The organism is Streptacidiphilus sp. PAMC 29251 (assembly GCF_054208735.2).
On record NZ_CM135725.2, the window covers coordinates 3,641,496 to 3,664,582 of the forward strand.

Here is a 23,087-nt window from a genome sequence, read left to right on the forward strand (position 1 = left end):
TCCGTCCCTTCCCCGCACCACCACACACCCAAGGTGATCAAACATGCCCGCATACACCCTGTCCGACCCGACCCACGTCACCCACGTCGACCATGTCGCCCCCGCCCACAACACCAACACCCACACCCACACCCACACCGCCGAACTCGACGTCGCCGGCGAACTGCTGGCCCTGCTGCGCGACACCACCACCGAACCGCGTCCCGACACCCAACTGGAGGCGCTGACCCTGGCCGTGGCGGCCGACCTGCCCGTGCTGCTGTGGGGTGAGCCGGGGATCGGCAAGACCGCGGCCCTGACCCAGCTCGCCGCGGCCCTGGACCTGCCGCTGACCACGGTGATCGCCAGTGTGCACGAGCCGTCCGACTTCTCGGGGCTGCCCATCGTCGGCGACGACCCCGCCGAACACGGTGTCCCGATGGCCCCGCCGGACTGGGCCGTGCGCCTGGTGCGGGCCGGCCGCGGGCTGCTGTTCCTGGACGAGCTGTCCACCGCGCCTCCGGCCGTGCAGGCCGCCCTGCTCCGCCTGGTGCTCGAGCGGCGGATCGGCTCGCTGCAACTGCCGCCCGGGGTAAGGATCGTGGCCGCCGCCAATCCACGGTCCTCGGCCGCCGACGGCTGGGAGCTGAGCCCGCCGCTGGCCAACCGGTTCGTCCATCTGCAGTGGGCCCACGACCACGAGGTCGTGGTCCGCGGCCTCGGCGGGACCTGGCCCCGGGCGACCCTGCCCCGGCTCGACCCGCGGAGGTTGTCGGAGGCCGTGGTCTTCGCCCGCCGCGCGGTGTGCGGGCTGCTCGCCGCGCGACCGGCGCTGGTGCACCGGCTGCCCAGCAGTGAGACGCGGCGGGGCGGGCCCTGGCCGTCCCCCCGGAGCTGGGAGATGAGCCTGTGCCTGATCGCCTTCGCGACTGCGGCCGGCGCCTCCCGTGACGTCCTGTCCATGCTGGTCAGGGGCACTGTCGGGGACGGTCCCGGGCTGGAACTGCTGGCGAGCATGGACCGGATGGACCTCCCGGACCCGGAGGCGCTGCTGGCCGACCCGGCGGGTGCCACACTGCCCGGGCGGGGGGATCTCCGCCAGGCCGTGCTCGACGGTGTGGTGGCCGCGGTCCGCAACCGCCCGGAGAAGTCCCGCTGGGACGCGGCCTGGACGCTGCTGATCCTGGCCATGGAGACCGGGGCGCCGGACCTGGTGGTCGTCCCGGCGACCACCCTCGCCTCACTGCGCCAACAGGACTGGGACGTCCCGGCGTCGATCGAGCGGCTGGCCGGGGCGGTGTCCCTGTCCCAGCGCGCGGACCGGGCGGCAGCCCGGGCCGCGACCGTGGCGAAGGCCGGTCGATGACGATTACCTCGAACCCACCCGACGTATCGGGGGCGCTGGACCTCGACAAACTCTTCGCCGCCCGCCTGCACGCCGCCCGGGCCCGGCCCTACCTGGCGACCGCGCTGTTCGCCCTGCACACCGTGGAGTCGCGGCAGGTGCCGACCATGGCCGTGGACCGGCACTGGCGCTGCTACGTCTCGCCGGTGTTCGTGGATCGCACACCGGAGGAGGAACTGGCCGCGGTATGGGTGCACGAGGTGTCGCACCTGCTGCGGGACCACCACGGCCGCAGCGACCGGTTCGCCCGGAAGCACGGGCTCACCGGCCCGGCGGAACGGCTGCGGATGAACATCGCCGCGGACTGCGAGATCAACGACGATGTGTTCGGCGACGGGCTGGTGCGCCCCGAGGGCGCCGTCCAACCGACGCTCCTGGGACTGCCCGAGGGGGAGCTCATGGAGGACTACCTGCGCCGGTTCCGGCTCGGGCCGCACACGCAGAGCCTGGCCTGGCTGGACTGCGGCAGCGGCGCCGACGGGCTGGAACGGGGGTGGGACCTGGGCGAGGAAGGCGCGTACGGCCTCAGCGAGCAGGAACGGGACGCGGTGCGGTTCCGGGTGGCGCAGGGCATCACCGGCCGTCCTGGCAACGCATCGAAGGGGTGGCAGCGGTGGGCCGAGGACGCGTTCCATCCGCCGCAGGCCTGGCGGGAGTTGCTGGGAGTGGCGGTCCGCTCGGCGGCGTCCGGCCCCGGCGTGGGCGAGGACTACACCTACGGCCGTCCGTCGCGGCGCTCGGCCGGGGTGCCCGGCGTGCTGCTGCCGAGCCTCCGACGCCGGCCGCCCCGGGTAGCCGTGGTCATCGACACCTCCGGGTCGGTCAGCGACAGCGAACTGGGCAGCGCGCTGCTCGAGGTCGCCGCCATCTCCCGTGCCGTGGGCGGCCGTCGGGACCTGATCACCGTGCTGCCGTGCGACGCCGCGGCCCGGATCGTGCACCCGCTGTGCCGGGGCGAGGGAATCCCCCTGCTCGGCGGCGGCGGTACGGACCTGCGCACCGGCTTCGCCGCAGCCCTCCGCATGCGCCCCCGCCCGGACGTCGTCGTGGTGCTGACCGACGGCCAGACCCCCTGGCCCGGCACGCGACCACCCTGCCGGACCGTGGTGGGCCTGTTCCCCCGCCAACGACCCGCCCGCTCATGGGACGAGAACGAGAACGAGGACGGCCCCGACTACGTCCCCGACTCACCCCCCGACTGGGCCCGCGTCGTCTCCATCGGCTCCGCCCCCGGCCTCGGTGATTCACGAGCCCTTGGCGTGTGGTGACTGAGCGTCACCTGGATGCAGAGACGGTGCCCCTACCTGCAATGATGCGAGTTATCTAGAAACGTATCGTCGCGAGGTGGGGCACCGAATCCGTGGGGAAGAATACTGGACGTCTGACCGATCTGGCCATGTCGGCTGACAGGAGGCGGCAGGTCGGGCATGCGGGTGGGGTGCATCTGCAGGTGCTGGCCGAGCGGGCGGGGCTGGCAGGGGCGCTGACGCAGGCGATGCGGCGCCCGGGTTTCCGGCCGGGGCACGAGCGGGGGCGGGTGCTGGTGGACCTGGCCTGCGCGATCGTGCTGGGGGCGGTGGCGATCGGCGACATCGCGGTGCTGGAGCATCAGCGCGAGGTGATGGCGGGCGGCCCGGCGGTGGCGTCGCCGCCCACGGTGTGGCGGGTCCTGGACGAGGTTGGCGAGCTGCAGGTGCGCCGGGTCGCCCGGGCCCGGGCGACGGTGCGCCGGCAGGTGTGGTCCTGGCTGGAGAACCGGCCGCAGGGGTTCCCGTGGATCGTGGTGGACGGTGCGGCGCTGACCGGTTGGACGGTGATCGACTCCGATGCCACGCCGGTGGCCTGCGCCTCGGAGAAGGAGGGCGCGGCCGGGACGTACAAGAAGGGCGTCTACGGCCTGTGCCCCATGATCGCTTTCTGTGACAACACCGGGGAGATGCTCGCGCAGGAGCTGCGTCCCGGCGACGCGGGCTGCAACAGCGCCGAGGACAACATCGCCTGCTTCGCCGCCGCGGTCGAGCAGCTGCCCGCCGCCTACCGCCGCAAGATCTTGTTCCGGATCGACGGGGCCGGGTTCTCCCACGGGCTCCTGACGTGGATCGCGAAGGCCGGTGGCCGTCGCCACCCCTCCTTCACCTGGCAGTACTCGACCGGCTGGGCGTTCACCGACCGTGAGATGACGGCCGTGACGGCGCTGGACGAACTGGAGAAGCAGGAGCGCAAGCAGGGCCGTTCGGTGTGGCAGGCCGCCCTCGACGCCGACGGTGCCGCGCGTGAGGACGCGCAGGTCGCCGACATCACCGGACTGCTCGGCGACCTCTCGCTCTGGCCGCCCGGGCACCGGGTGATCGTGCGCCGCGAACCGCTGCACCCGCGCTACGTCAAGGACGCCTCACCCTACGAGCTCGAACACGGCATGCGGCTGCAGACGTTCGCGACCAACACTCCCGACCGTCAGGCCTCATGGCTCGATGCCCGCCACAGGACTCACGCCCGGGTCGAGGCGAAGATCCGCGACAGCAAGGACGCGGGCCTGAACCGGTTCCCCTCGCGCCACATGAAGGTCAACCAGGCGTGGCTGCTGGCCACCGCGCTGGCCTGCGACCTCCGCAACTGGCTCCAACTCCTCGGCTGTGAGGGCGAGATGGCCAAAGCCACCCCAAAGACCCTGCGCTTCCGCTTCCTGCACGTGCCCGCCGTGATCGTGCGCGGCCAGCGCAAACGCACCCTCAAGATCCCCAGAACCTGGCCCTGGGCGAACGCGGTCGTCCAGGCCTTCCGCCGCCTCATGGCCCTGCCCTACCCAACCTGACCTGGGCAAACCGCCCAGCAGAGCATCGAGAGGAGGCCGACCCGCAGTCCCCGGGCCCGTGGAACCCGGCGCCACCGACGCGACAGTCGACGCGCAGCCCTACCCGGCGAAGCCCGCCAGGCAGAGCAAAAGCGACAACCCGGGCACACGATCAACGGGCCGCTGCGGTGAAAGATTCAGGCCGGGGTCCGGTGACAGTTCAACGAGGAATTCATCGTGAACTCGCAGCGCCGGGGTCACACCGTGCACACTGGCTTCAATCACCACTTCCATTCGACTACGCACCACTGGCACCTATCCGCCGCTCCCCCTACCGCCGGGGTGATTACCTCTGTCACACTCCGACTCGGATGCCCGGTGCTGCGGAGGGGGAATGGCATGGGGGTGGACGCGGGCAAGAATCCAGAGATCGTTCCAGCGAAGTGGCGGGCGACAGAGCCGGGACACCTGGGGCGGATACCCACGTCCGGAGTGGTCCACTTCATTACCGCACCACTTCTGGTGGCCGCGGCGCTGTCACTCGCCGGTGTCGTCGGCGCAGCTGTGGAGCGGTTCCGGTGGCCGGGTCCGACCCTGCTGCTGCTCGTCTTCACGGCGCTGACCCTGCTTGCCAGCATTCAACTGAGTTATCACGCGCGCCAGTTCCTTTACTCGTACCAGGACCTGAACGACTGGCTCTCACCGGAGTACGTGGAATACAGCAGAACCCACGACGAGGGGGACGACAACCTCCACACCCGCCAGCAGCAGGATTTCCAGCGCTGGGAGGACCTCAGCGACCCCGCCACCCACTGCTTCAATATCGGCACCATTCTGCTGGCCCTGGGGCTTGCCGCCGCCCTCGTGCCCCCGGACCACGCGACGCAGGCCGGCTGGCGTTGGGGCGCCGCCGCACTCGTCCTGGTCGCAGCGCTGGCGGACGCCGTCTGGATCGCGGGCCTGTACCGGCCCCCGGCTCTGCCCGGATCGGCCGAATCGGAAGGAGTACCCCCTCATGCATGAGCTCGTCCTACCAGGTTGGTCGCCGAATCGAGCGCTGCTCCGCGGATGCCTGCGCTGCGAGGCAAAGCTGCCGAGAGGCGATGCGCATCACACGTACGGAAAGCACGAATCAGAGGAATGGCAGACGGCACTCCGCCTCGGAGCGGCCGCCGTGAAGCAGTTCAGGGTGAAATACCAGGCCGCTGAACCGGTACCTCCGCACCGGCGCACCTGCGTCCTCCGTGAACTCCCGGCCGTCATCCTGGTCCTGGCCGTCGACGACGACGAGGCGGACACCCGGCTCGCAGAACTCCGCGACTCCCCCGGCTACCGGCCACCTACCGCGGACCCCGCCGGATAACATGTCGCCGCGCGCCGTTCCCGCGGCCCGCTGGACGGGAGTCGGCAGGCCATGGCGGACGGCGAGAGCGGAGGCCGGTCGCCCCGTGTCCGGATCTGGGTCGGCCTGATCACTCTCGCCACCGGGTGCTACTGCCTGGGGGACACAGCACACCGGGCCAGGACGGCCGCCGAGGTGGCGGGCCGATGGTGGCCGTGGGCGCTCCTTGCCCTGGCTCTGATCAACCTGCTGAGGTCGACGGTCGCCCGGGGCTCGGGCACAGCGCCGCTCCTGCTCGGCGGAATCGCCTTGAGCTGGCTGACCCTGTCCCACGGGTTCGCGCCACGCACACTCCAGGACCTGCTGCTGCCCGCCGCACTGGCCCTGGTCGGCACCGCGCTCCTACTCTCCGTCAGTCGCGCGGCCGGTGCGAACGGGTGGACGCGCATCCTCACCACCGGCCGGATCACCGTCCCCGCCGGGGCAGCGGATCTGCTGACGCTGCGGGCCGTCGCCGGAGAGTTACGCACCGACCTGACCGCAGTGCGGATCCACAGTCACCTCACCTTGCACGTCACCGCCATCGGCGGCCACGTCCATCTCACGCTTCCGGCCGCATGCCGGGTGACGATCCATTCGTCCGGAGCCTTCCTGACCCGGATAGCCGATCCGGGGCCGCGGGCGGACACCGGGAACGCGCCCGAGATCGTGCTCCACGTTCTGGGTGTCTGCGGAGCAGTCAGCATCGTTCGGGCCTGAGCCGCCCCCTCAGCGTCGATGATCGTACGGCAGGTCCTGGACCCACTCACCGGCAAGCTGTTCCGACACCTGTCCGAAGACGCTCCGCTCCTCCTCCTTGCTGGGCAGTCGGTGATGCAGCGCGTCCAGTAGGTCGAACCGGTGCAGGTCGTACACGACGCGCATCAGCCCGGAGTAGGCCTGGGCAGCGATGACGGCCCCTTGGTACGCGACTGCCGCCAGCACGAGTGCGAGCGCTGGGAGCCACCACGCCCCGGGCTCGTCCCACAGGGCGCCTGTCGAGACCGCCCCCACCGCGAGCAGGCTCCAGAACAGGTTCACCGCAGTGTCCAAAGCGTCTCGGGTCGAACGGAGCGCCCCAGCCACGGGATCGGAAACCTGAGGAAAGATCCGCGGCCACGACGCGAGCGTGCCGAGGCCGTACCGTTCACCCGCGCTCAATTCGCCGGCCCGCAGCGCGTTCCCGAGTGCGGTGGGGAGCAGTACGTCCACTGATGGCCTGGCCGCCAAGCGCCGGTAGGCGTCCGCCGCGACACGCATCTCGGCCGCTCGTCGGCTCGGTTCCTGGGACCGCCGGTGCAGGGCCTGCCATCGCCGGCGCTGGTGCTCCGCCAGCACGTCGGCAAGCCCCGCCGTGAATGACCAGCGGTCCCAGTAACCCTCCAGCACCCGCACCGCCCGCACCTGGAACGGGTACAGAAGCAGGCCGAGCACCGCTGCCCCGGCAGAGATCCCGAGCAGGTCGACTGCCAACACCATTAGTCCACGCGGCGGAACCTGACCCCAGTCGCTGCGCCCGGAGAAGCTCCCGGCCCGCGCCAGCGCCAGCACGCAGCCGATGAAGAGCGCGCTCGGCACGAAGTTGACCAACAACAGCCGTCGCAATGGCCCCACCTCCCCCGACCCTCGCAGAGGACACAAGTATGTCGGGAGGCCCGTCGGACCGGGGAGACAACCCTGATCCCCTCACCCGCACGTCGGGGCTTGTGACCGACCGCACGATGCTGCTGACGATCGGCGTCTGCCTGACCCTGGCACTGCTGTCGAGCGTCCTACCGGCCCGGACCGCACTGGGCAGCCACGGCACCCGGCAGGACCGTTTCTGACGAACCGTCTGTCGGACGTCACAAAAGCAGGACCACCCCGACAACGATGGCCGCCACTGCGACCAGAAGGACCAGGACGCTGCAGCCGATGTCCGTGCGCCGGGAACGGCGTTCGGCGGCGAGGTCCGGGGTGAACACGGCCGGGTCGTCGGGCGAGTAGTGGATCGTGACGTCCCGCCCGTACGAGCCGGCCGGGTCCGGCAGCCCTGAGTCGCAGTAGGCAGTGACGGCTGTGCCCTCGTGGGTGGTGAAGGCGACGACCGGCGTCTGACTGGTGCGGGTGTCGCCTTCCTCGTCGGTGTAGACGTACTTGACGACGGCGATGACGCGGCCCTGGACGGCGGGCTCGGAGGCCAGCAGGTCGATCCGGCGCCTCATCCGCCGTACGTCCTGGGGCAGATAGCAGGCGGCGAGGACGATGACCGGCGCGCCGGAGCCGACCAGGGCCCACGGCCAGCTCCAGTCGATCGCGGCCACGGCCACCAGCCCGGCGTAGATCAGAAAGACGGCGAAGTTCGGCCAGCCGAGTCCGCGCCGGCCGTCCCAGAGGTCGTCGCTGAACCGGAAGGCATGCGGCCGCCCCGGCGGGTAGCGGATGCCTATCTCCCGGCCGGTCCAGGCTGTGTCGACCCGGTCGCCGTGCTCACCGTCATTGGTCACGGTGAACTCCTCGCCGGTGGACGGGTCGTGGAAGGAGACGACCACCGGTATCCCGTCCTTCTCGGAGCCTCCGTGCCGGGGCTCCCGCACCCGCTCGATCCGTCCCATCACTCTGACCATCCGCTGGGCCCGGGTCACCCCGGCCAGCGAGCGCCTGTACCCGATCAGCGCCACCACGCCGAACACCCCGCACCACAGCACCAGATATCCGTTCCAGCCCATGCGTCCACCTCCTGTCCACAACCCCGGTGCCCTGATTCCTTGCTGCCTTGCTGCCTTGATGCCTTGATGCCTTGCTGCCTTGATGCCGACGGACGCCAACACCCCCGCGGTCAGCGGGCCGGAGTGCGCCGCACCACCTTGCCCTGTCCGTCCGCCTCCAGTGAGGCCGTGCCCCCGGGGCCGGTCACACCGACCCTGATGGTCAGGGAACCGGTGAGGCGGTCGACGGTGAGCTGCCAGGTCTGCGGGGAGTGCACACCGAGGGTCTTCCGGGCCTCGTCGACCAGCGCGGGGAGGCGCTCGTAGGGCAGCGAACGCGGGTCGAACTGCGGCGCCTGCACGCCGGCCGGGGAGAACACGACCGTCAGCAGGCGATCCTGCACGACCACGGTGAGTGCCTGGCGGGTGTCCTTGCCCTTGCCCTTGCCCTTGGTGAGCAGGTCGACGGCCCGGCGCAGTTCGCCCTGGTCGAGCAACGACCGGCCCGGACCGAGGGAGACCGTGCCGGACGCCGACGACACAGAGGTGCTGGACCAGGTCGAGGAGACCGACGGCTGCGCGGAGACCGACGGCTGCGCCGAGGCCGACTGCTGCGCGCTGGTCTCCGGCCCGAACAGGTCCACCCGGCACAGCAGGATCACGGCCGCCGCGCCGAGCAGCAGGCCGAGCAGTGCGGCGAAGCCGAAGGCGCAGCCCTCGGGAGGCTCGCTCACCGTGGCCGGCCCGGGCGCGGAGTCGAGGCGGGCCCCGGCCGCCCGCTCCTCCCATTCCGGTGTCGGCCGCTTCACGATCCGCACCCGCCACGGCCGGTCCGAGGGGTACTGGACCACCAGGATGCCGCGCGGCCGGTAGTCGGGGAGGTCGACCAGATTGATGTCCTGCGTGATCACGACGCGGTACGCCGAGGCGTCGTCCGGTGCGACGGTGAGATCGAACCGCACCGGTATGTCACTCGACTCGCCCCCCTCCGCGCGCAGGCTCTCGATCATCGCCAGCGCCGTGCGCGGCACGACGGCCGCCTCCCGGGCGCGCCGCGGCGCACCGCCGAGGTAGAAGAGCAGCCCGTAGACCGCGGGCAGGACCAGGCCGGTGACCAGCAGCGGCACACTCTCGATGACGCCGCTGACGACGAGAGCGGCCAACGACGTACCGATCACACCACCCGTCAGGAATCCACGGGCGAGGGCGACGGGGGTGTGGTGCGTCGACGGCGCGCTCGCAGTGATCGTCATACCGGTGATTGTGCCGGGCCCGGGAGATCGCCGATAGGAAACTGTCCCGCCGTGAAAGGTCGCCCCGCGCCGCTTCCGGGCGCCTGGGCCGGATAGGGTCTGGGTCGACCACGCACCAAACCACGCATCATCCACACGATACGCGGCACACGAGGGGGCGGATCTTGGCTGCCGACGATCTACCGGGCCCGGTCGTGACCTTGCTCAATGTCATCGGCGTCCCCTGGCCCTATCTGAACGAGGACGAGGTGCGCCGGTTCGCCGGCATGGTCCGGGACTTCGGCCAGGCCGTGGAGCGTACGCACCAGGACGCCACCACGGCGATGGCGAACTTCGCGCGGGCCTACCAGGGGGCGGCGACCCAGCGGATGCAGTCCGGCTGGGCCCGGATGTCCGAGCAGCACACCCGGGAGCTGGTGGAGGGCTGCCGCGTCCTCGCCGAAGCACTGGACGTCGCGGCGGACTACATAGTCGCCCAGAAGGTCGAGGCGCTGGCGGAGCTGATCGCCATGGCGGCGACGTTCGTGGCCGACCAGGCCGCGTCCGTGGCCACGCTCGGGCTGGCCGAGGCCGCCGTCCCGCTGATCGTCGCCACCGGGAAGAAGCTGCTGGAGACGCTGAAGCAGCTGATCATCCAGCACATCATGGGCGAGGTCATCGAGGCGGCCGCCAAGCCGCTCTTCGCCAAGGTAGAGAAGGCCATGTCGGGCCTGGACTGGTCGCAGACCGGCGTCGGTGACGGAGGCGGAGGCGGAGGCGGTGCCGACGGAAGCGGCGCCGGTGACGGCTTCTCCCTCGACCACGGCACCGCCGGCGCGCACCTCCAGGTGCTGAGCGGGCACGCGGAATCCCTCCGCGGCCACGCGGCGGTGCTGCGCAGCGGCATGGCCGGGCTGGCCTTCTGATGAGCGGGGACGACTGATGAGCGGGGGCGGCGAGGAGAGGGCGGTCTTCCACGCGCTGAAGGCGGACGCGGAGAAGTCCCTGCCGAAGATCGCGGAGAAGCACGCGGGGGTGGTCGACGACGCGGTGGAGAAGGGGACCAGGAACCTCGCCGAGCACGCGGCCAACGAGAACGAGCTCGCCGAGGGCTTCCGCTCCGCCATGCCGAAGGAGAAGCCGCTGACCGACCCGAAGCCGTCAGCCGGTGCTCCCGGCGAGTCGGCGGCCCAGGGCCCCTCGCGGATCGCCCGGGCGCTGGACACCGGCCCCACCCCCGCCGAGCTCGACGCCGCCGCACCCCGGCTGGGCCGTGACGCCCTGAACGACGGCCCCGACTTCAACACCCAGATCGACCAGGAGCTGAACGCCCGCGGCCTGGACCGTGCCGAGCACGACCGGCTCCGCACCTCCCCCACCAACGACCTGACAGACGAGCAGATCCAGCAGGTCGTGGACGTCCGCAACAGCATCAAGATCGCCGACGGACAGATCGTCACCAAGGTGCTCGGCCCGGACGTGGCCAAGTCCTACCTGGAGAACGCGGACCGCCTGCCCAATGGAGGCAAGTTCGACCCGAGCTTGTTCAGCGGTTCCATAGCCCGCGGCACCGACACGGCCGGCCTCACCACGCCCTCCGAGCTCCGTGATGCCCTCGCCCTCGACGACAAGGGTGCCGGCTGGACACCGATTCCCGACGGCGCCGGCGAGGCCTACCAACTGCGACTGCAGGCGCCGAAGGGCCTCGATGCCTCAACCACCTTCGGCGCGGTGAACGACCCCGCCGCCGCTCAGCACGTCGCCGAGCTGGCCGGGGCGAGCACCGGACGCCCCTGGCAGGACCCATTCACCGGAACCGGGTACACGGGCGGTGGTATCCCCGAGTGGGATGCCACACGTACCGCCCTCCCAACAGGGTCCGAGATCTGGAGAATGACCCCGGACGGCAAGGAGACCCTTGCGGCCCACTACGACGGCGACAGGTGGATCAAGACCAATGGCTAGGCAGTACCCATTCGGACCGGGGCGGTTCGTCGAGTATCAGGGGAACGTCCACCGGGCCCTGTCGGACGATCGCGCGCCGATGATCACTCTCTGCGTGGACGAGGGCGAGCAGGCACCGGAAGGCCTGGAACCCGATCCACGCGGCCCTGGCTTCTACCTCGTCAGCCCCGAGGACGTCACCGCCTGGTACTCCTCCAGCTGGACCTTTCGTTGGAAGGGCGAACTGTTCTCCAGCGGCGGAGTCCGCGACGGGGAGATCAACGGCTACTACCAGGGCACCCAGGGAGTGGTCTTCGCCAACGCCTACCTGACCCGGACCGGCGCCATCGAATACGAGGGCACCTTCCCCCTGGAGGAGGTCACCGACCTCACCGAGAAGCGCTACGACCTGCTCGCCGCCTGGAAGGAGAACCACCCCGCATGACCACCCCCGCCGCCGGCCTGTCCCCCCGCACTGTCATCCAGCTGCCGATCACCCGGCAGCTCGCCGCGCAGTACCTGGGCAACACCGTCGTCCCCGGCACCTTCGAACCGTCCCGGCTGTGGGGGCTGTGCTCGCGCCTGGTCGATCTGGACGGCGCCGAGTCGGGGGCGCAGGCCCGGGCCTACCACGGCCTGGCCGAGGACGAGTCGGACTTCCCCACCGGCGATGGTCTGTTCGTGCTGCGCTTCCAGGCGCACTGGCCGGCGCTGTTCCAGCCGTCCTTCGGCGGGCGAAGCACCGCCGCGGCGGCACGGCTCGGCTCCACGCTGGTCCTGCCCGAGCCGTTCCTCGGCACCGGCTACACCAGGTACACGCCGGTGGCCGTCCCCGAGTACTGGCTGGAACTGACCGAGGTACCGGTCGGCGCGGAGATCTGGCACCTCGCCGAGGCCGGTGCCGAGCCCGGTGCCGGTGCCGAGCCCGGTGCCGGCACCGGTGCCAGCGTCGCCGCCGAAGGCTGGGCGAAGCCGCTGGCCCGCTACCCCGGCCGTTACACCGGCTGGCACGCCTTCCCCGCCGCCGAACCCTTGGGCCTGCCCGCCGGCCCGGTCGCGCCCGTCCCGCCGGGCAGCATCGCGCGCGGCCCGGTCGTCACCTTCCAGGGCTCGCCCTACCTCGCCGACTTCGGCCCCAACCCCGGCGAGGCCACCGTCTACCGGGTCGCCGAAGACGGCACCACGATGTCCCGTGCCCTGGAGTTCGGCCAGGTCGACGACCTGACCTACCGCCGACTGCTCGGCACCTGGCGCGGCAGCAGATTCGAGGTACTGGCCAGCGCCGACGGGTTGGCCACCCTGGCCCTCACCAGCGGAAACTCCGAGGAGGCCGCGCAGCTGGGCCTCCCCTCCGCAGGCCGCCACGCCTGGCGCGCACAGGCGCCGGTAACCGAACTCAGCGAACTGACAGAGGAGACCCGCCAACTCGCCGCATCAGAGCCCCGCAGCCCCCGCAGCCCCCGCGGCTGACGGCCGGGCCGAGGGCAGTGATCATTCCGGGGCCTGATCCACTTCTGTGGAACAGGCCCACCGGGAGAAACTGAGCGCATGACCAAGCACTGTTGCGACGAGATGACCCGCCGGGCGAACCTTCGCTGTGACTCGCACGCCGACCCGTTCGACTGCCCCGACGCGCTGATCGGCTTCACTGCGAAGTTCCAGGAGTACGGCCTGATCATCCATGACGGCGGCACCTCGAGCATCGACATCGCCTTCTGCCCGTGGTGCGGCCAGCACCTGCCCCCATCCCAACGCGACTGCTGGTTCGAGGAGTTGGAGAGTCGTGACATCGACCCCTGGAACGACGACATCCCCGACGACTTCCAGGACGACCGCTGGCTGCGGGCAACCCCATAAGAGCAGCTCAGAGACCCTCCGCAGCCGTCCAAGAACAGGCTCCAGCCACCCTTGGCGTCAATACCGGCATTGCGGTGTGACGGGCAATCTCCGACCGTGCCGGCGTGGCTACGCGACTCTCACAACCCGTTCACCGCCGCCAAGATCTGGCGCGCCGCGGACCGCTGGCTGTCCGTCCTTGCTGCGACCATCGGAGCCGCAGCAGGTGTCTCTGCGGTGACCGACCTCATCGGCGCCCGTCTGGCAGGACTGGGCGCCCTCCTGGCAGCCGTCATTTCCGGGGCGGCAAACCTGCTCACGCCACAGCAGCACGCAGCCAAATGCGTTGATTCCGGCAATGCCTACCTCAGAGTTCGCGACAATGCTCGACAGATGCTCTGCGTTGATCTGGAGATCACTCCGTTTGACGAGTCCCGCCGTGCCCTGAGATCCGGGATTGCGAACGACTCCATCTGGTGGGCCCGGCAACGCTGAGCAGATCAAGTGGCCACCGACCCCGCAAGGCTTCGGCGTAGTCGAGCGGCGCTCAACTCGTGGCGTCCTGGGCCGCGGAGCCGTCAGCGGCGGAAGAGGCCGGTGATGGAGGGGACCAGCTTGCTCGCGTTGGCGTCGCCGTAGACGGAGTCGAAGTGGACGACGGTAGCGAGCACCAGCAGCCGGTTGACTCGGGAGTCGAGCACCTTGACGTCATAGTGGGAGCGGAGGCCGGCGCGGCGGCCGACCTCGAAGCCCTTGCTCTCCCCGCTGCTGAACCGTAGCCGGTGCCTGCTCACCAGATCGGCGACGTTCTCGGTGATTCCCCAGGTGAGCGGTGTATGCCGGGCCCGGCTGGCCAGGCCGACGGGCTTGGCGGAGAAGGCGCCCAGATCCGTCTGCTCGACGGCCCAGACGTCGTCCTGGAACATCGCGCCCGGCCTGTGGCTGAGGGTGCCGATCCGCGTGCCCGCCGCGTCCGCGGCAGAGGTGAGCCCGACGGCGCCCACCCGCTGGTCGAGGGCCGAACCGGCATCGACCAGGTAGGCACGGACGGACTCCGGGCCACCAGGCCGCACGCCCTTGAGCAGCGGCGGCCCACCGCTCTTGGGCTGGACCAGCCAACTGCTCTCCTTCACCCGAAAGGTGAAGACGACCTCGAACTCGGTGACCTGCTCCCACGCTGCCGTGCCGTCGCTCACCGGGCCACCCCGTCGCCGTTGCCGTCGTAGCCGATGCCGATGCCTTGGTGCTGCTTCTCGGCCGCCCGGTAGCGGCGCAGGTCCTCCGCGCCGGTCCGGCTGAGCTCCTCGATCAGGTCGCGTACGTCGTCCACTTCGGCGCCGGCCTTGAGCCGATCGTAGATGCGGGCGCTCAGGTTGCGCTGGCGGTCGGTCTGCGCGGCCAGCAGGTAGTCGCCGACACGGGCGGCCTTGGATGCGGACGGGTCGTCGGGCACAGGATCCTCCTCAGGAAGCGGGCAGCCGGGCGGGTTCGGGCATCAGGCCGAGGGCAGCATGGCCAACCGTGCCGCGCCCAGAGTGGGACTCCAGCCGCCGCCCTGCTCGAAGGTGAACCCCTTCTGCTCCACGTCGTCGATCAGGCTGCCCACGGTGGGCAGCGGCGCGTTCAGCGCGGCGAGCACCGCGTTGATCTCCTTGGGTATCGCATCGATCGCCTCGGTGATCGCGTGGTACACCTTCTCGATCTTGCTGATGATGCCCACGATGCTGCGGACGATCTTGTAGATCTTGTAGAGCTTCCAGACCGTGAACGCGCCGGCGGCCACGTCCGCCACCGGGTCCTCCGGTCCACCGCCTGCCACCTCGATGGTGGCGTCCACCGCCGCGGTCTCGGCTGCCTGCTTGGCCAGTTGGTCGAACTCGTGCATGGCCGAGTTGATCATCGCCAGCCCGGTGAAGACCAGGGCCACCACCGTGTCGTAGGCGTCCTTGTAGACCTTGGCGGTCAGCTGGGCCACGTCGCCCAGCCCGCCGACGCCCATGCTCCAGGAGAACAGGTACGAGTCGAAGGCGGTGCCCGCCGCGCCGGTCCACTCGGTCCCCAGCGCCCAGGAGCCCTTGCGCAGCGTGCCGGCCACCGTGTAGACGCCGTTGCCCAACTCGGCGTAGGCGTCATGCAGGTAGAGCAGCCGGGCGTAGTCGCCGACCAGCGGGTCCAGCAGCAGCGCGATCAGGCTCTGCCCAGTGCACCACTTGAACAGCTTTTCCGCGCCCGCCAGTTCACCGCCCTGGAACTGAAGCTTGAGCGCCTTGAGTTGGTGCTTGATGTTGGTGGCCTCGTCGGCCGCGGCGCTGGTCGGCTCCTTGGGGCTGACCCCCTCGTCCTGGAAATTGCCCACCAGATGCCCTCCCGGGATCTCACCCAGATCAGGGAATCCGCTGATCGCGGAAGGGTAGATGCGGCGCAGGTCGGCGGAGGCGGAGGCATCCGCGGCCCGGTAGTCGGCGGCGGTACGGTCCACCTTGCCCGCCACCAGCGTCATGCCGCGTCCGCACTGCGCCAGCTTGCCCTGGAAGAACTGCGAGATCTGGCCCACCACCGGGCGCAGCGGGTAGAGCAGGCCGTCCAGCCCGCCCGTCTGCGCGCACTGCCCGGTTGCGTACCCGGCGAGGGTGGCCAGGTGCTCGCCCTGGTGACCGAGCAGAGTCGAGTAGGTACGGAAGTCGCCCAGCGGCGGCGTCTTGAAACCGGTCATCAGCAGTCAATCCCCCATTGACGTGGACGCGTTCGCATTCGTGTGCGATTGACGTACGCCCAGACCCTAACGCACGCTCTCCGACACCCGCCCCAGGCCGCCCGGAACCCCGCTCCTGTCTCCCCCGGTCGGGTCAGAGCAGCTAAGCCCTGCTTGACCATCCGCGTCACCACAAACATCGTCCCAGCCAGCGCACCCCAGCGACCCCGCCCCCTGCCCCGGCAAGCTCGAGACTGCCGGCCGGGAATTACTTGGCCTGGTGGAGCGGCTGGCCCAAGTGCCGGACCCGCGCGATCCACGCGGTGTGCGAAACGCCCTGGTCGTCATCCTCGCCCTGACAGCGTGCGCGGTGCTGGCCGGGGCGACCTCCCTACTAGCGGTCGGCGAGTGGATTGCGGACGCCCCACCACACGTGCTGGATCAGCTCGGCGTGCGCCCCGACCCGGTGCTGCCACGGCGGCTCGTCCCTGCCGAGGCGACGGTCCGCAGACTGCTGACCGGCCTCGACGGTGACGCCCTGGACCGATCGGTAGGCGGCTAGCTCGCCGATCGACGACCCGCGAACTCCGGCCTCCGCGGACTGGCTGTGGACGGCAAGAGCCTGCGCGGCGCGGCCAAGGCCCGCGGACGGAAGATCCATCTGCTCGCCGCGCTGGAGCACACCACCGGTTCTGGCCCAGCTCGACGCCGGTCAGAAGACCGGTGAGCCCACCTGCTTCCAACTCCTGCTGAACGGTGTCGCAGACCTCGCCGGAATGGTCGCTACCAGTGACGGTCTGCACACCCAGCGCGAGCACGCCCGGTACCTCTCGGTCGCCAGGCCCACTACATCGCCATCGTCATGGGCAACCAGAAGAAGCTGCGCAAACAACTGCAAGTCTCTTCCTTCGAAGGACATCCCGCTCCAGGGACGCACCCGCAGCACCCGCCACGGCCGCTCCGAGATCTGCCGGATCAAGGTCGCCACCGTCAGTAGCCTGCTCTTCCCCCCACCAAGCCGTCCAGATCAAGCGCGGCCGCACCGACCGAAAGACCGGCAAAACCGTCGAGCTGATGCCCGTGTCGGGCTACAGTCCGCTCACTCCACGAGCCAACTGGTACGAAAGCTCCCAGTAGACCTCGAGATTGGACCGTCTGAGGCTGCCCACCGTCTCTTCTCCGCCCAGGAAGAGAGGAACCCCCAGCCCTACACATTCGTCGAACCCGATGGCTCGCGGGTCCTGTGCGCGCCATTCCCGGTAGAGCTCCCACGAGAGCGCTTCGCCCTCCTCGCTGTCTTCCGAGATCAGGTCGTGGAACTCGAGAAAAGGCAGATCACTCTCGTAGGCCTTGCCGGCCGCCGGATCGAACTGGATGACGGGCAGGTTCTCCGGATCCCTGACGTCGACGGCGAGGTGTCGCCCCATCCAGTCGAAGGCGAACGGGAACGTGACGCGCCCGGCCTCGGAAACCAGCTGAAGGCAGCAGTCACGCGCCTTCTGGGCGGTCTCCACACCGTGAATCCGGTACAAGCCACCCGCGAACGTAGTCCCAGCGTAGTGCCGGAAGACCTCGGCCAGTTGCCGGTAGGCGGAGGTCGCGTTATCACGGAGCGGAAGCTCGTACTGCCCGGGCTCCAACTGCTCCCTGCCCGTCTCGGGCCACTTCGCCGTGAAGATCTCCAACATGCGCGCGCCTTTTCCCAAGTCGAAAGAGGTCGACGGCTTGCCCAGCGCAGACCCGACCCACTGTCCCCACGTATTCGGATGCCGTGCCCGATGTCACCTGAAACTCGGGCCGAGCTGGCCCCCACGAGGACACGCGCACCCATGAATGCCCTGATCAGACATCTGCGCGCCCCCGGCGAACGCGCCGCCGGGCTGAAGGAACGGTGGCGCGCAGCCAAGCGTCTCACGCTCACTCCGAACCGGATCGACGACATCGCCCGCACCGCCCTCGTCCTCAACTGGCAATGGGAGTGATCTTCATTGAGAGAGCATCAGTGCGACCTGGACATCCAGCGACAATGCCGAAGCCCTGGGACCTCCACGGTTGCTCTCCAGCAGCAGTTGTTTCGACGCCTTCGAGCTCCCACATTGACCAGCCCTTTGATGGGTGCACCCCAAGGGCCACCCCTGGAACCCTAGGGCACAGCTGACGGCCATTAAGTCCCTTATGGGTAAATTGCCCGATGAGGCGGTACCTGCACCACCACGTGAGCCCCGCCCTGTCCCGCGTACGGCGAAACAGCTCAAGGGGGAACAAGTCGAGGAGCTCATCTTGGCGTATGCAGCTGGGGCCACAGTCTACGAGCTCGGAGACCGCTTCCGGATCAATCGCAACACTGTCGGGTTGATTCTCAAGCGCAATGGCGTAGATACAGGCCGCCATCCACTCACGGAGGAATCATTTCAAGAGGCGGCACGGATGTATGAGGAGGGTCTATCACCCCGAATCCACCGATGAATGACCTGTCCGAGGCCTGGACATAACGACGCGGATGCCCTCTGACCTGGGACGATGGGACTTCCTACAGAACCAAGTCGCCAGAACGAGAGAACATCCGCGAGATGCAATCCTGCCATGCCGCCACAGCGGTTTCCGCCGTCTTCGACGAGCCGAACCTGATCGCCGATGCCGGGCTGCTGTCGCTGGTCCGGCTGGCCGAGCGGGCCGGCCTGCGGCAACTGGCCGCGTCCGCGCTCCGCATCGAGGGCGCCGACAACAGCGGCGGAGCCAACCCGGCCGCCAAAGTGATGTCGCTGATCAGCGCGATGTGCGCGGGCGCGGACAGCATCGACGACGCGGCGCGGCTGCGGCACGGCGCGATGGACCGCGCCTTCACCTCGGTCCGCGCGCCCTCCACCCTGGGCACCTTCCTGCGCTCCTTCACCCACGGCCACAACCGCCAGCTCCACCGCGTTCACCGCGACTTCCTGGCCCGACTGGCCCGCAGCACCCCACTGCTGCCCGGCGCCGACACACTGATGTTCATCGACATCGACCCCACCCACCGCCGCGTGTACGGCCACGCCAAGCAGGGCGCGCAGGTCGGCCGCCTCAAGGGCCAGCGCACCCTGCACCCGATCCTGGCCACCCTGTCCACCCCGATCGCCCGGCCCGTGATCGGCGCGGTCCGCCTGCGCCGCGGCAAGGCCGCCGACGTCCGCGGAGCCGAGAGCTTCGTGAGCGAGGCCCTGGCCATAGCGAAGGAGACCGGCGGCACCGGGATCCGCCTGGTCCGCGCGGACAGCAAGTTCTACACCGCCGACGTGGTCGCCGCCTGCCGCCGGGCCGGCGCCCGATTCTCCCTGACCACCGGCATGAACCCCTCCATCGCGGGCGCGATCTCCCGCATCCCGCAGGAGTCCTGGACGGCGATCCGCTACCCGGACGCCTTCGTCGACCCCGACACCGGCGAGATGGTCTCCGACGCCGAGGTCGCCGAGATCCCCTACACCGCCTTCACCGGCCGAAGGAAGTCCGAGCACGTCACCGCCCGGCTGATCGTGCGCCGGGTCCGCCGATTGAACGCCGAAGTGGCCCAGGGTCAGGGCGAGTTGTTCACCGCCTGGCGTTACCACCCCGTCTTCACCGACAGCTCCTTCGCGGTGCTGCAGGCGGAACTGCACCACCGGCAGCACGCCGTGGTGGAGCAGGTGATCGCGGACGGGAAGTCCGGGCCTCTGGCCCACCTGCCGTCCGGGAACTTCCAGGCCAACGCCGCGTGGCTGACCCTGTGGGCGATGTCGCACAACCTGCTGCGGGCCGCCGGTGCGCTGACCTCGGTCTTCCACGCCAAGGCCACCACAGCGACCCTGCGCGCCCACCTGGTCCACGTCCCGGCCCGGCTCGCGCGCACCGCGCGCACCAAATTGACGGTGCATCTGCCCGAGCACTGGCCCTGGCGCGACGCCTTCACCGCCCTGTTCGAGGCCGTCCACTCCCCACCGCCGCGCCCGGCGGCCTGACCGCCACAAGATCCCGCACCGCGACGGCCCGACGGCCACCGGCGACAGCGCCACCAACCGCTCCCGACCCCGCACAACCCCTCGGACAGGCCGCGACCCGCGCACGGCGGCTACCGCACACCCTCAACCTGTTGCCCCCAGCGGCCGACCGTCCACGGGCAGGAGAGCAACCCCGAAATGATCAGCCGGTGGATTCGGGCTGAATATCATCGGGGCATGCATCTAACTCACGAGCTAAAGCGCTTGGAAGCCCTGGCGGACGGGTCAATGACGAAGCAGCAGCGAGGAGTAGCCTTCGAGCACTTCCTCAAAGAGATGCTCGACCAGGCCGGTGCCCAACCTCGTACTGCCTACAGGCCGACAGGCGAGGAGATTGACGGTTCCTTTATATTCAGGGGCCAAATATTCCTCCTGGAGGCGAAATGGCATGCAAATACTCTACCTGCCTCAACTATCTATGCATTCAAGGGCAAGGTCGATGGAAAGCTCATCGGAACGATCGGCGTGTTCATATCCATGTCGGGATACAGTAAAGACACCGTCGAAGCGCTCAGAGCTGGGAAGACACTCAATGTAATTTTGATGGACCGAGGTGATATTGAGGCCGCAGTACGCCATGGATTCAACTCAATTATGAGTTTCAAGCTCCGCGCGGCAGCCGAAGAAGGAGAGCTCTTCGTTCCTTATGTTTCGGCGGTAGAGTTCAGCCAACCTCGACATCTTGCCATTATTGTCGAGGGCTACCGGGATGTAGTAGTCCTCAAGATCCTTACCCAACGCCTGCTTGACGGCGGAGAAATCCTGAGACCCCTGTCGATCTATCCAGCTAGCGGACGTATGGGGATCCCAAAGATCGCAAGGGTGTTGTCGGGAATGGAAAGCGGTGATGTTCTAGCCATTTTGGACGGCGATGAAAATTCCAGAACCGTCGAAGATTGGTTCAAACGCGAGACAGATGGCTATAGCGTGAATGCGATTGTTGTGCAGGAAGACATGCAATCCTGGGCAACCGGAAAAATCCCCGGAGCACACCGGTTGCCAGTTTCAGACATCACACGGCTGGCGAGCACGGTAGATATCCAAGAGTTGATCCGTAGCGACGCTGCCTTTAGACGCCTGCATTCACTGCTTACAGAGACAGCCTAGTCCCACTCGGCTCGATGAAACTCCGCTAGGAACAGGTTCCGCGTTCGGCTCGATGATCTAAAGAGACTTGTTGATGGATTCAAAGAGCCGCTCGAAACGGTCCAATGTATCAGCGTCGGCGGTCCCAATGATTTCCGGGTTTGAGGCAAGGTACGTTGCAGGGAGATAGTGGTTGTAGCCACCGGTGGGACGAAGCTTGGTCTGCTGACTCTTCAGATAGCGCTCGATACGCTGAACGATCCGATCTCCACGAGGAAGATCAGCGCTAGTAATAATCGCGCCAGCGAGCTGCTTAGCATAGGCCGCATTGAAGATCGCAAGGTACGTGTCCTCCGAAATTAGATCTTCAACGTCTGTGGCAGGCAGGATAGCTTGCGGCTTCCCATCTCTGACCTGGGCGTAGTGCAACACCTGCTTCTCTTTGATGATCTTGTCGCGAATGAGAGACTCCAGGCGCGGCTCGGACTTCCCAGCGAAGTCATGCACAACCACCATCTGGAGCTGATTCCCCTGGAGGAGGGCAACAAAGGTAGCAAGCTTGTCCAGCCCTCCGACGGGCACCAAAACCGCATCGTCACGCAGATGCGTTCGTCCCTCCATCTCAAGAAGCGAGGAAAAGAATCGCAAGTAGACCAGGTCGGCCGGCCCCTCAATCAGGACGTTTTTCTTGGCAATGAAGAGATTCTGGGCAATCGTATAACCCAGAGCGGCTTGCAACGGAAAGACGGTCCGCGGGTCTGAGCTAGTCAGATTTCCCGAGACTACGGTTCCTTTTCCATCTCGATCTTCAACTGTACGCACTTGGTGGAGCTTCTCCCCATCAACCATAAATGGCGAGTGTGTAGTATAAATCACCTGATGCTTCTCGGAGAGGTCACGGATATACCTAAGGAAGTCTTCCTGAGCCAACCCATGAAGACTGAGCCCAGGCTCATCCAGGAGAATGATGAGCTCCTTCGAGTTGCCAATCAATTCCTGAACACTACTAAACCACACAATGAAACTAAAGGACCAAATAAAACCTTTGCTGCGCTGCTCAAATGGAACAGTTACCCTGTGACGACGATTCTTGACTCGGACATACAGATTGCTTCCAGAATTGAAGGGGGCTGCATCATTTGAATCTGATCTGATATCAAACTCGACGTCCAGTTCCGGGTTCTGCTGCCAGTACTGGAATACCTTGTCCGTGACAAGGTTTGAGATTGCCTCCAGTTGTGCCTTGATATCCTCGTAACTTTCCGGGTTCGACAACTCATCCATGTCGATGTCGGCCATCTTGAAGAGGCTCATTGCGCCTTGCTGCTCCTCAGTCAGCACGACTCCGCTCTGCACAGCTGCCGCCAGGGATGGAAGGTTAATCTTTCCCGGGAGAATGTGGTAGTCACTGAAGTACAGGAAGTTTGGAATAAGCGGGCGTACGTACGTGTTCCAAACATAAAGAGAGAGCAGCGAGTGCCACTTCGCATCATTTCCGAATCGATCCTTGACTCCTTGAAGAAACTCGGATCCCTCCTCATTCAAGTCTTCGCCATCCAGGGCGGAGATCAAGTCTTTGACGGTCAGAATCGAATTCATCTTGGACTTGACTTCACCGGGAAGCGTAGATCCAGAAATAAGCGAGGCGACAAATTCTCCCTCGGGGATGCTCAATGTAACCGTGAAGCTATTCTTGTAGTGATAATTCAAGGAAAACTCAAGGCTCTCCAGGAGCGAGAAGTCAAGGTCTTCGTTGATCTCAGCGATTTCTTCCTCGCTAAGTCGATACGTGAGCTTGACAACCTCGGCAGGACTATTCCCATGCTTGCGTTGATACGAAATTAGGTCCTTACGTGGGTAATCGTAGGTGTGGTTAAATTTCTTGCCGGGGATTACGGGTCTGGCCTTGTTGAGAGATTCGAGAAATGCAGACTTACCGGCCTCATTGATCCCGACAAGAACCGTTGTGCTGGGATCGATCTCAACGGGCGAACTGTCTTCGATAGACTTGTACTTTGTAACTCTTACGCCAACGAGAAGCACT

At 67.6% G+C, this 23,087-nt stretch carries 24 protein-coding genes; 16 read left to right on the plus strand and 8 right to left on the minus strand.

The window, feature by feature from the left end:
* The first annotated feature begins 43 nt into the window (after nt 1-43).
* The 6 genes from ACXKR8_RS17005 to ACXKR8_RS17030 all read left to right on the plus strand — a co-directional run bounded on the left by ACXKR8_RS17005 (nt 44) and on the right by ACXKR8_RS17030 (nt 6,276).
* On the plus strand, nt 44-1,345 hold the full coding sequence (locus ACXKR8_RS17005) for an AAA family ATPase (protein WP_458273754.1): 1,302 nt from the start codon (nt 44-46) through the stop codon (nt 1,343-1,345).
* Entirely contained in the window at nt 1,342-2,652 is a 1,311-nt protein-coding gene (locus ACXKR8_RS17010; RefSeq protein WP_458273755.1) for a vWA domain-containing protein, read from the plus strand. The genes ACXKR8_RS17005 and ACXKR8_RS17010 overlap by 4 nt, the downstream gene beginning before the upstream one ends.
* A gap of 128 nt (nt 2,653-2,780) precedes the next feature.
* The gene (locus ACXKR8_RS17015; RefSeq protein WP_458267506.1) at nt 2,781-4,196 is read left to right on the plus strand and encodes an IS1380 family transposase; all 1,416 of its coding nucleotides are present in this window, start codon (nt 2,781-2,783) and stop codon (nt 4,194-4,196) included.
* A 378-nt stretch (nt 4,197-4,574) separates the two neighbouring features.
* Nucleotides 4,575-5,198 carry a hypothetical protein gene (locus ACXKR8_RS17020; protein WP_458273756.1) on the plus strand — a complete coding sequence of 208 codons (624 nt, stop codon included), beginning with the start codon at nt 4,575-4,577 and terminating at the stop codon, nt 5,196-5,198.
* Between the two features lie 151 nt (nt 5,199-5,349).
* Complete coding sequence (locus tag ACXKR8_RS17025; protein WP_458273757.1) at nt 5,350-5,538, plus strand: hypothetical protein; 189 nt, start codon at nt 5,350-5,352, stop codon at nt 5,536-5,538.
* A 51-nt stretch (nt 5,539-5,589) separates the two neighbouring features.
* Nucleotides 5,590-6,276 carry a hypothetical protein gene (locus ACXKR8_RS17030; protein ID WP_458273758.1) on the plus strand — a complete coding sequence of 229 codons (687 nt, stop codon included), beginning with the start codon at nt 5,590-5,592 and terminating at the stop codon, nt 6,274-6,276.
* A 9-nt stretch (nt 6,277-6,285) separates the two neighbouring features.
* Here ACXKR8_RS17030 and ACXKR8_RS17035 read toward each other — a convergent pair whose 3' ends face one another.
* The 3 genes from ACXKR8_RS17035 to ACXKR8_RS17045 all read right to left on the minus strand — a co-directional run bounded on the left by ACXKR8_RS17035 (nt 6,286) and on the right by ACXKR8_RS17045 (nt 9,496).
* Nucleotides 6,286-7,161: a hypothetical protein gene (locus ACXKR8_RS17035; protein ID WP_458273759.1), complete on the minus strand. Its 876-nt coding sequence runs from the start codon at nt 7,159-7,161 to the stop codon at nt 6,286-6,288.
* A 239-nt stretch (nt 7,162-7,400) separates the two neighbouring features.
* Entirely contained in the window at nt 7,401-8,264 is an 864-nt protein-coding gene (locus ACXKR8_RS17040) for a DUF485 domain-containing protein (RefSeq protein ID WP_458273760.1), read from the minus strand.
* 110 nt (nt 8,265-8,374) lie between these two features.
* Nucleotides 8,375-9,496 (minus strand): hypothetical protein, encoded by a 1,122-nt coding sequence (locus tag ACXKR8_RS17045; protein WP_458273761.1) that lies wholly within the window; start codon nt 9,494-9,496, stop codon nt 8,375-8,377.
* 194 nt (nt 9,497-9,690) lie between these two features.
* Between ACXKR8_RS17045 and ACXKR8_RS17050 the strand changes: the two genes are divergently transcribed.
* The 6 genes from ACXKR8_RS17050 to ACXKR8_RS17075 all read left to right on the plus strand — a co-directional run bounded on the left by ACXKR8_RS17050 (nt 9,691) and on the right by ACXKR8_RS17075 (nt 13,750).
* Entirely contained in the window at nt 9,691-10,401 is a 711-nt protein-coding gene (locus ACXKR8_RS17050; RefSeq protein WP_462100548.1) for a WXG100-like domain-containing protein, read from the plus strand.
* A 16-nt stretch (nt 10,402-10,417) separates the two neighbouring features.
* On the plus strand, nt 10,418-11,440 hold the full coding sequence (locus tag ACXKR8_RS17055) for a hypothetical protein (RefSeq protein WP_458273763.1): 1,023 nt from the start codon (nt 10,418-10,420) through the stop codon (nt 11,438-11,440).
* 79 nt (nt 11,441-11,519) lie between these two features.
* Nucleotides 11,520-11,864: a hypothetical protein gene (locus tag ACXKR8_RS17060; protein ID WP_458273764.1), complete on the plus strand. Its 345-nt coding sequence runs from the start codon at nt 11,520-11,522 to the stop codon at nt 11,862-11,864.
* Nucleotides 11,861-12,889 carry a hypothetical protein gene (locus tag ACXKR8_RS17065; RefSeq protein ID WP_458273765.1) on the plus strand — a complete coding sequence of 343 codons (1,029 nt, stop codon included), beginning with the start codon at nt 11,861-11,863 and terminating at the stop codon, nt 12,887-12,889. The genes ACXKR8_RS17060 and ACXKR8_RS17065 overlap by 4 nt, the downstream gene beginning before the upstream one ends.
* Before the next feature lie 78 nt (nt 12,890-12,967).
* Complete coding sequence (locus tag ACXKR8_RS17070) at nt 12,968-13,276, plus strand: DUF6980 family protein (protein WP_458273766.1); 309 nt, start codon at nt 12,968-12,970, stop codon at nt 13,274-13,276.
* Nucleotides 13,277-13,492: 216 nt separating this feature from the next.
* Nucleotides 13,493-13,750 (plus strand): hypothetical protein, encoded by a 258-nt coding sequence (locus tag ACXKR8_RS17075; RefSeq protein ID WP_458273767.1) that lies wholly within the window; start codon nt 13,493-13,495, stop codon nt 13,748-13,750.
* Nucleotides 13,751-13,833: 83 nt separating this feature from the next.
* Here ACXKR8_RS17075 and ACXKR8_RS17080 read toward each other — a convergent pair whose 3' ends face one another.
* Genes ACXKR8_RS17080 through ACXKR8_RS17090 form a run of 3 tightly spaced genes read right to left on the minus strand, consistent with a single transcriptional unit; the run spans nt 13,834 to nt 15,968 of the window.
* Entirely contained in the window at nt 13,834-14,451 is a 618-nt protein-coding gene (locus ACXKR8_RS17080; protein ID WP_458273768.1) for a hypothetical protein, read from the minus strand.
* Nucleotides 14,448-14,708 carry a hypothetical protein gene (locus ACXKR8_RS17085; protein WP_458273769.1) on the minus strand — a complete coding sequence of 87 codons (261 nt, stop codon included), beginning with the start codon at nt 14,706-14,708 and terminating at the stop codon, nt 14,448-14,450. The genes ACXKR8_RS17080 and ACXKR8_RS17085 overlap by 4 nt, the downstream gene beginning before the upstream one ends.
* Before the next feature lie 42 nt (nt 14,709-14,750).
* Nucleotides 14,751-15,968 (minus strand): hypothetical protein, encoded by a 1,218-nt coding sequence (locus ACXKR8_RS17090; protein ID WP_458273770.1) that lies wholly within the window; start codon nt 15,966-15,968, stop codon nt 14,751-14,753.
* A 304-nt stretch (nt 15,969-16,272) separates the two neighbouring features.
* Here ACXKR8_RS17090 and ACXKR8_RS17095 point away from each other — a divergent pair, with 304 nt between their 5' ends.
* Nucleotides 16,273-16,509: a transposase family protein gene (locus ACXKR8_RS17095; RefSeq protein WP_458273771.1), complete on the plus strand. Its 237-nt coding sequence runs from the start codon at nt 16,273-16,275 to the stop codon at nt 16,507-16,509.
* Between the two features lie 526 nt (nt 16,510-17,035).
* Here ACXKR8_RS17095 and ACXKR8_RS17100 read toward each other — a convergent pair.
* Nucleotides 17,036-17,635: a hypothetical protein gene (locus ACXKR8_RS17100; protein WP_458273772.1), complete on the minus strand. Its 600-nt coding sequence runs from the start codon at nt 17,633-17,635 to the stop codon at nt 17,036-17,038.
* 141 nt (nt 17,636-17,776) lie between these two features.
* Here ACXKR8_RS17100 and ACXKR8_RS17105 point away from each other — a divergent pair, with 141 nt between their 5' ends.
* From ACXKR8_RS17105 to ACXKR8_RS17115, 3 genes are all read left to right on the plus strand, one after another.
* Nucleotides 17,777-17,929 (plus strand): hypothetical protein, encoded by a 153-nt coding sequence (locus ACXKR8_RS17105; protein ID WP_458273773.1) that lies wholly within the window; start codon nt 17,777-17,779, stop codon nt 17,927-17,929.
* Nucleotides 17,930-18,517: 588 nt separating this feature from the next.
* Nucleotides 18,518-19,918 (plus strand): IS1380 family transposase, encoded by a 1,401-nt coding sequence (locus ACXKR8_RS17110; protein ID WP_458266600.1) that lies wholly within the window; start codon nt 18,518-18,520, stop codon nt 19,916-19,918.
* 267 nt (nt 19,919-20,185) lie between these two features.
* Nucleotides 20,186-21,064 carry a restriction endonuclease gene (locus tag ACXKR8_RS17115; RefSeq protein WP_458273774.1) on the plus strand — a complete coding sequence of 293 codons (879 nt, stop codon included), beginning with the start codon at nt 20,186-20,188 and terminating at the stop codon, nt 21,062-21,064.
* Between the two features lie 57 nt (nt 21,065-21,121).
* Here ACXKR8_RS17115 and ACXKR8_RS17120 read toward each other — a convergent pair whose 3' ends face one another.
* The gene (locus ACXKR8_RS17120; protein WP_458273775.1) at nt 21,122-23,086 is read right to left on the minus strand and encodes an AAA family ATPase; all 1,965 of its coding nucleotides are present in this window, start codon (nt 23,084-23,086) and stop codon (nt 21,122-21,124) included.
* Nucleotide 23,087 lies beyond the last annotated feature (1 nt).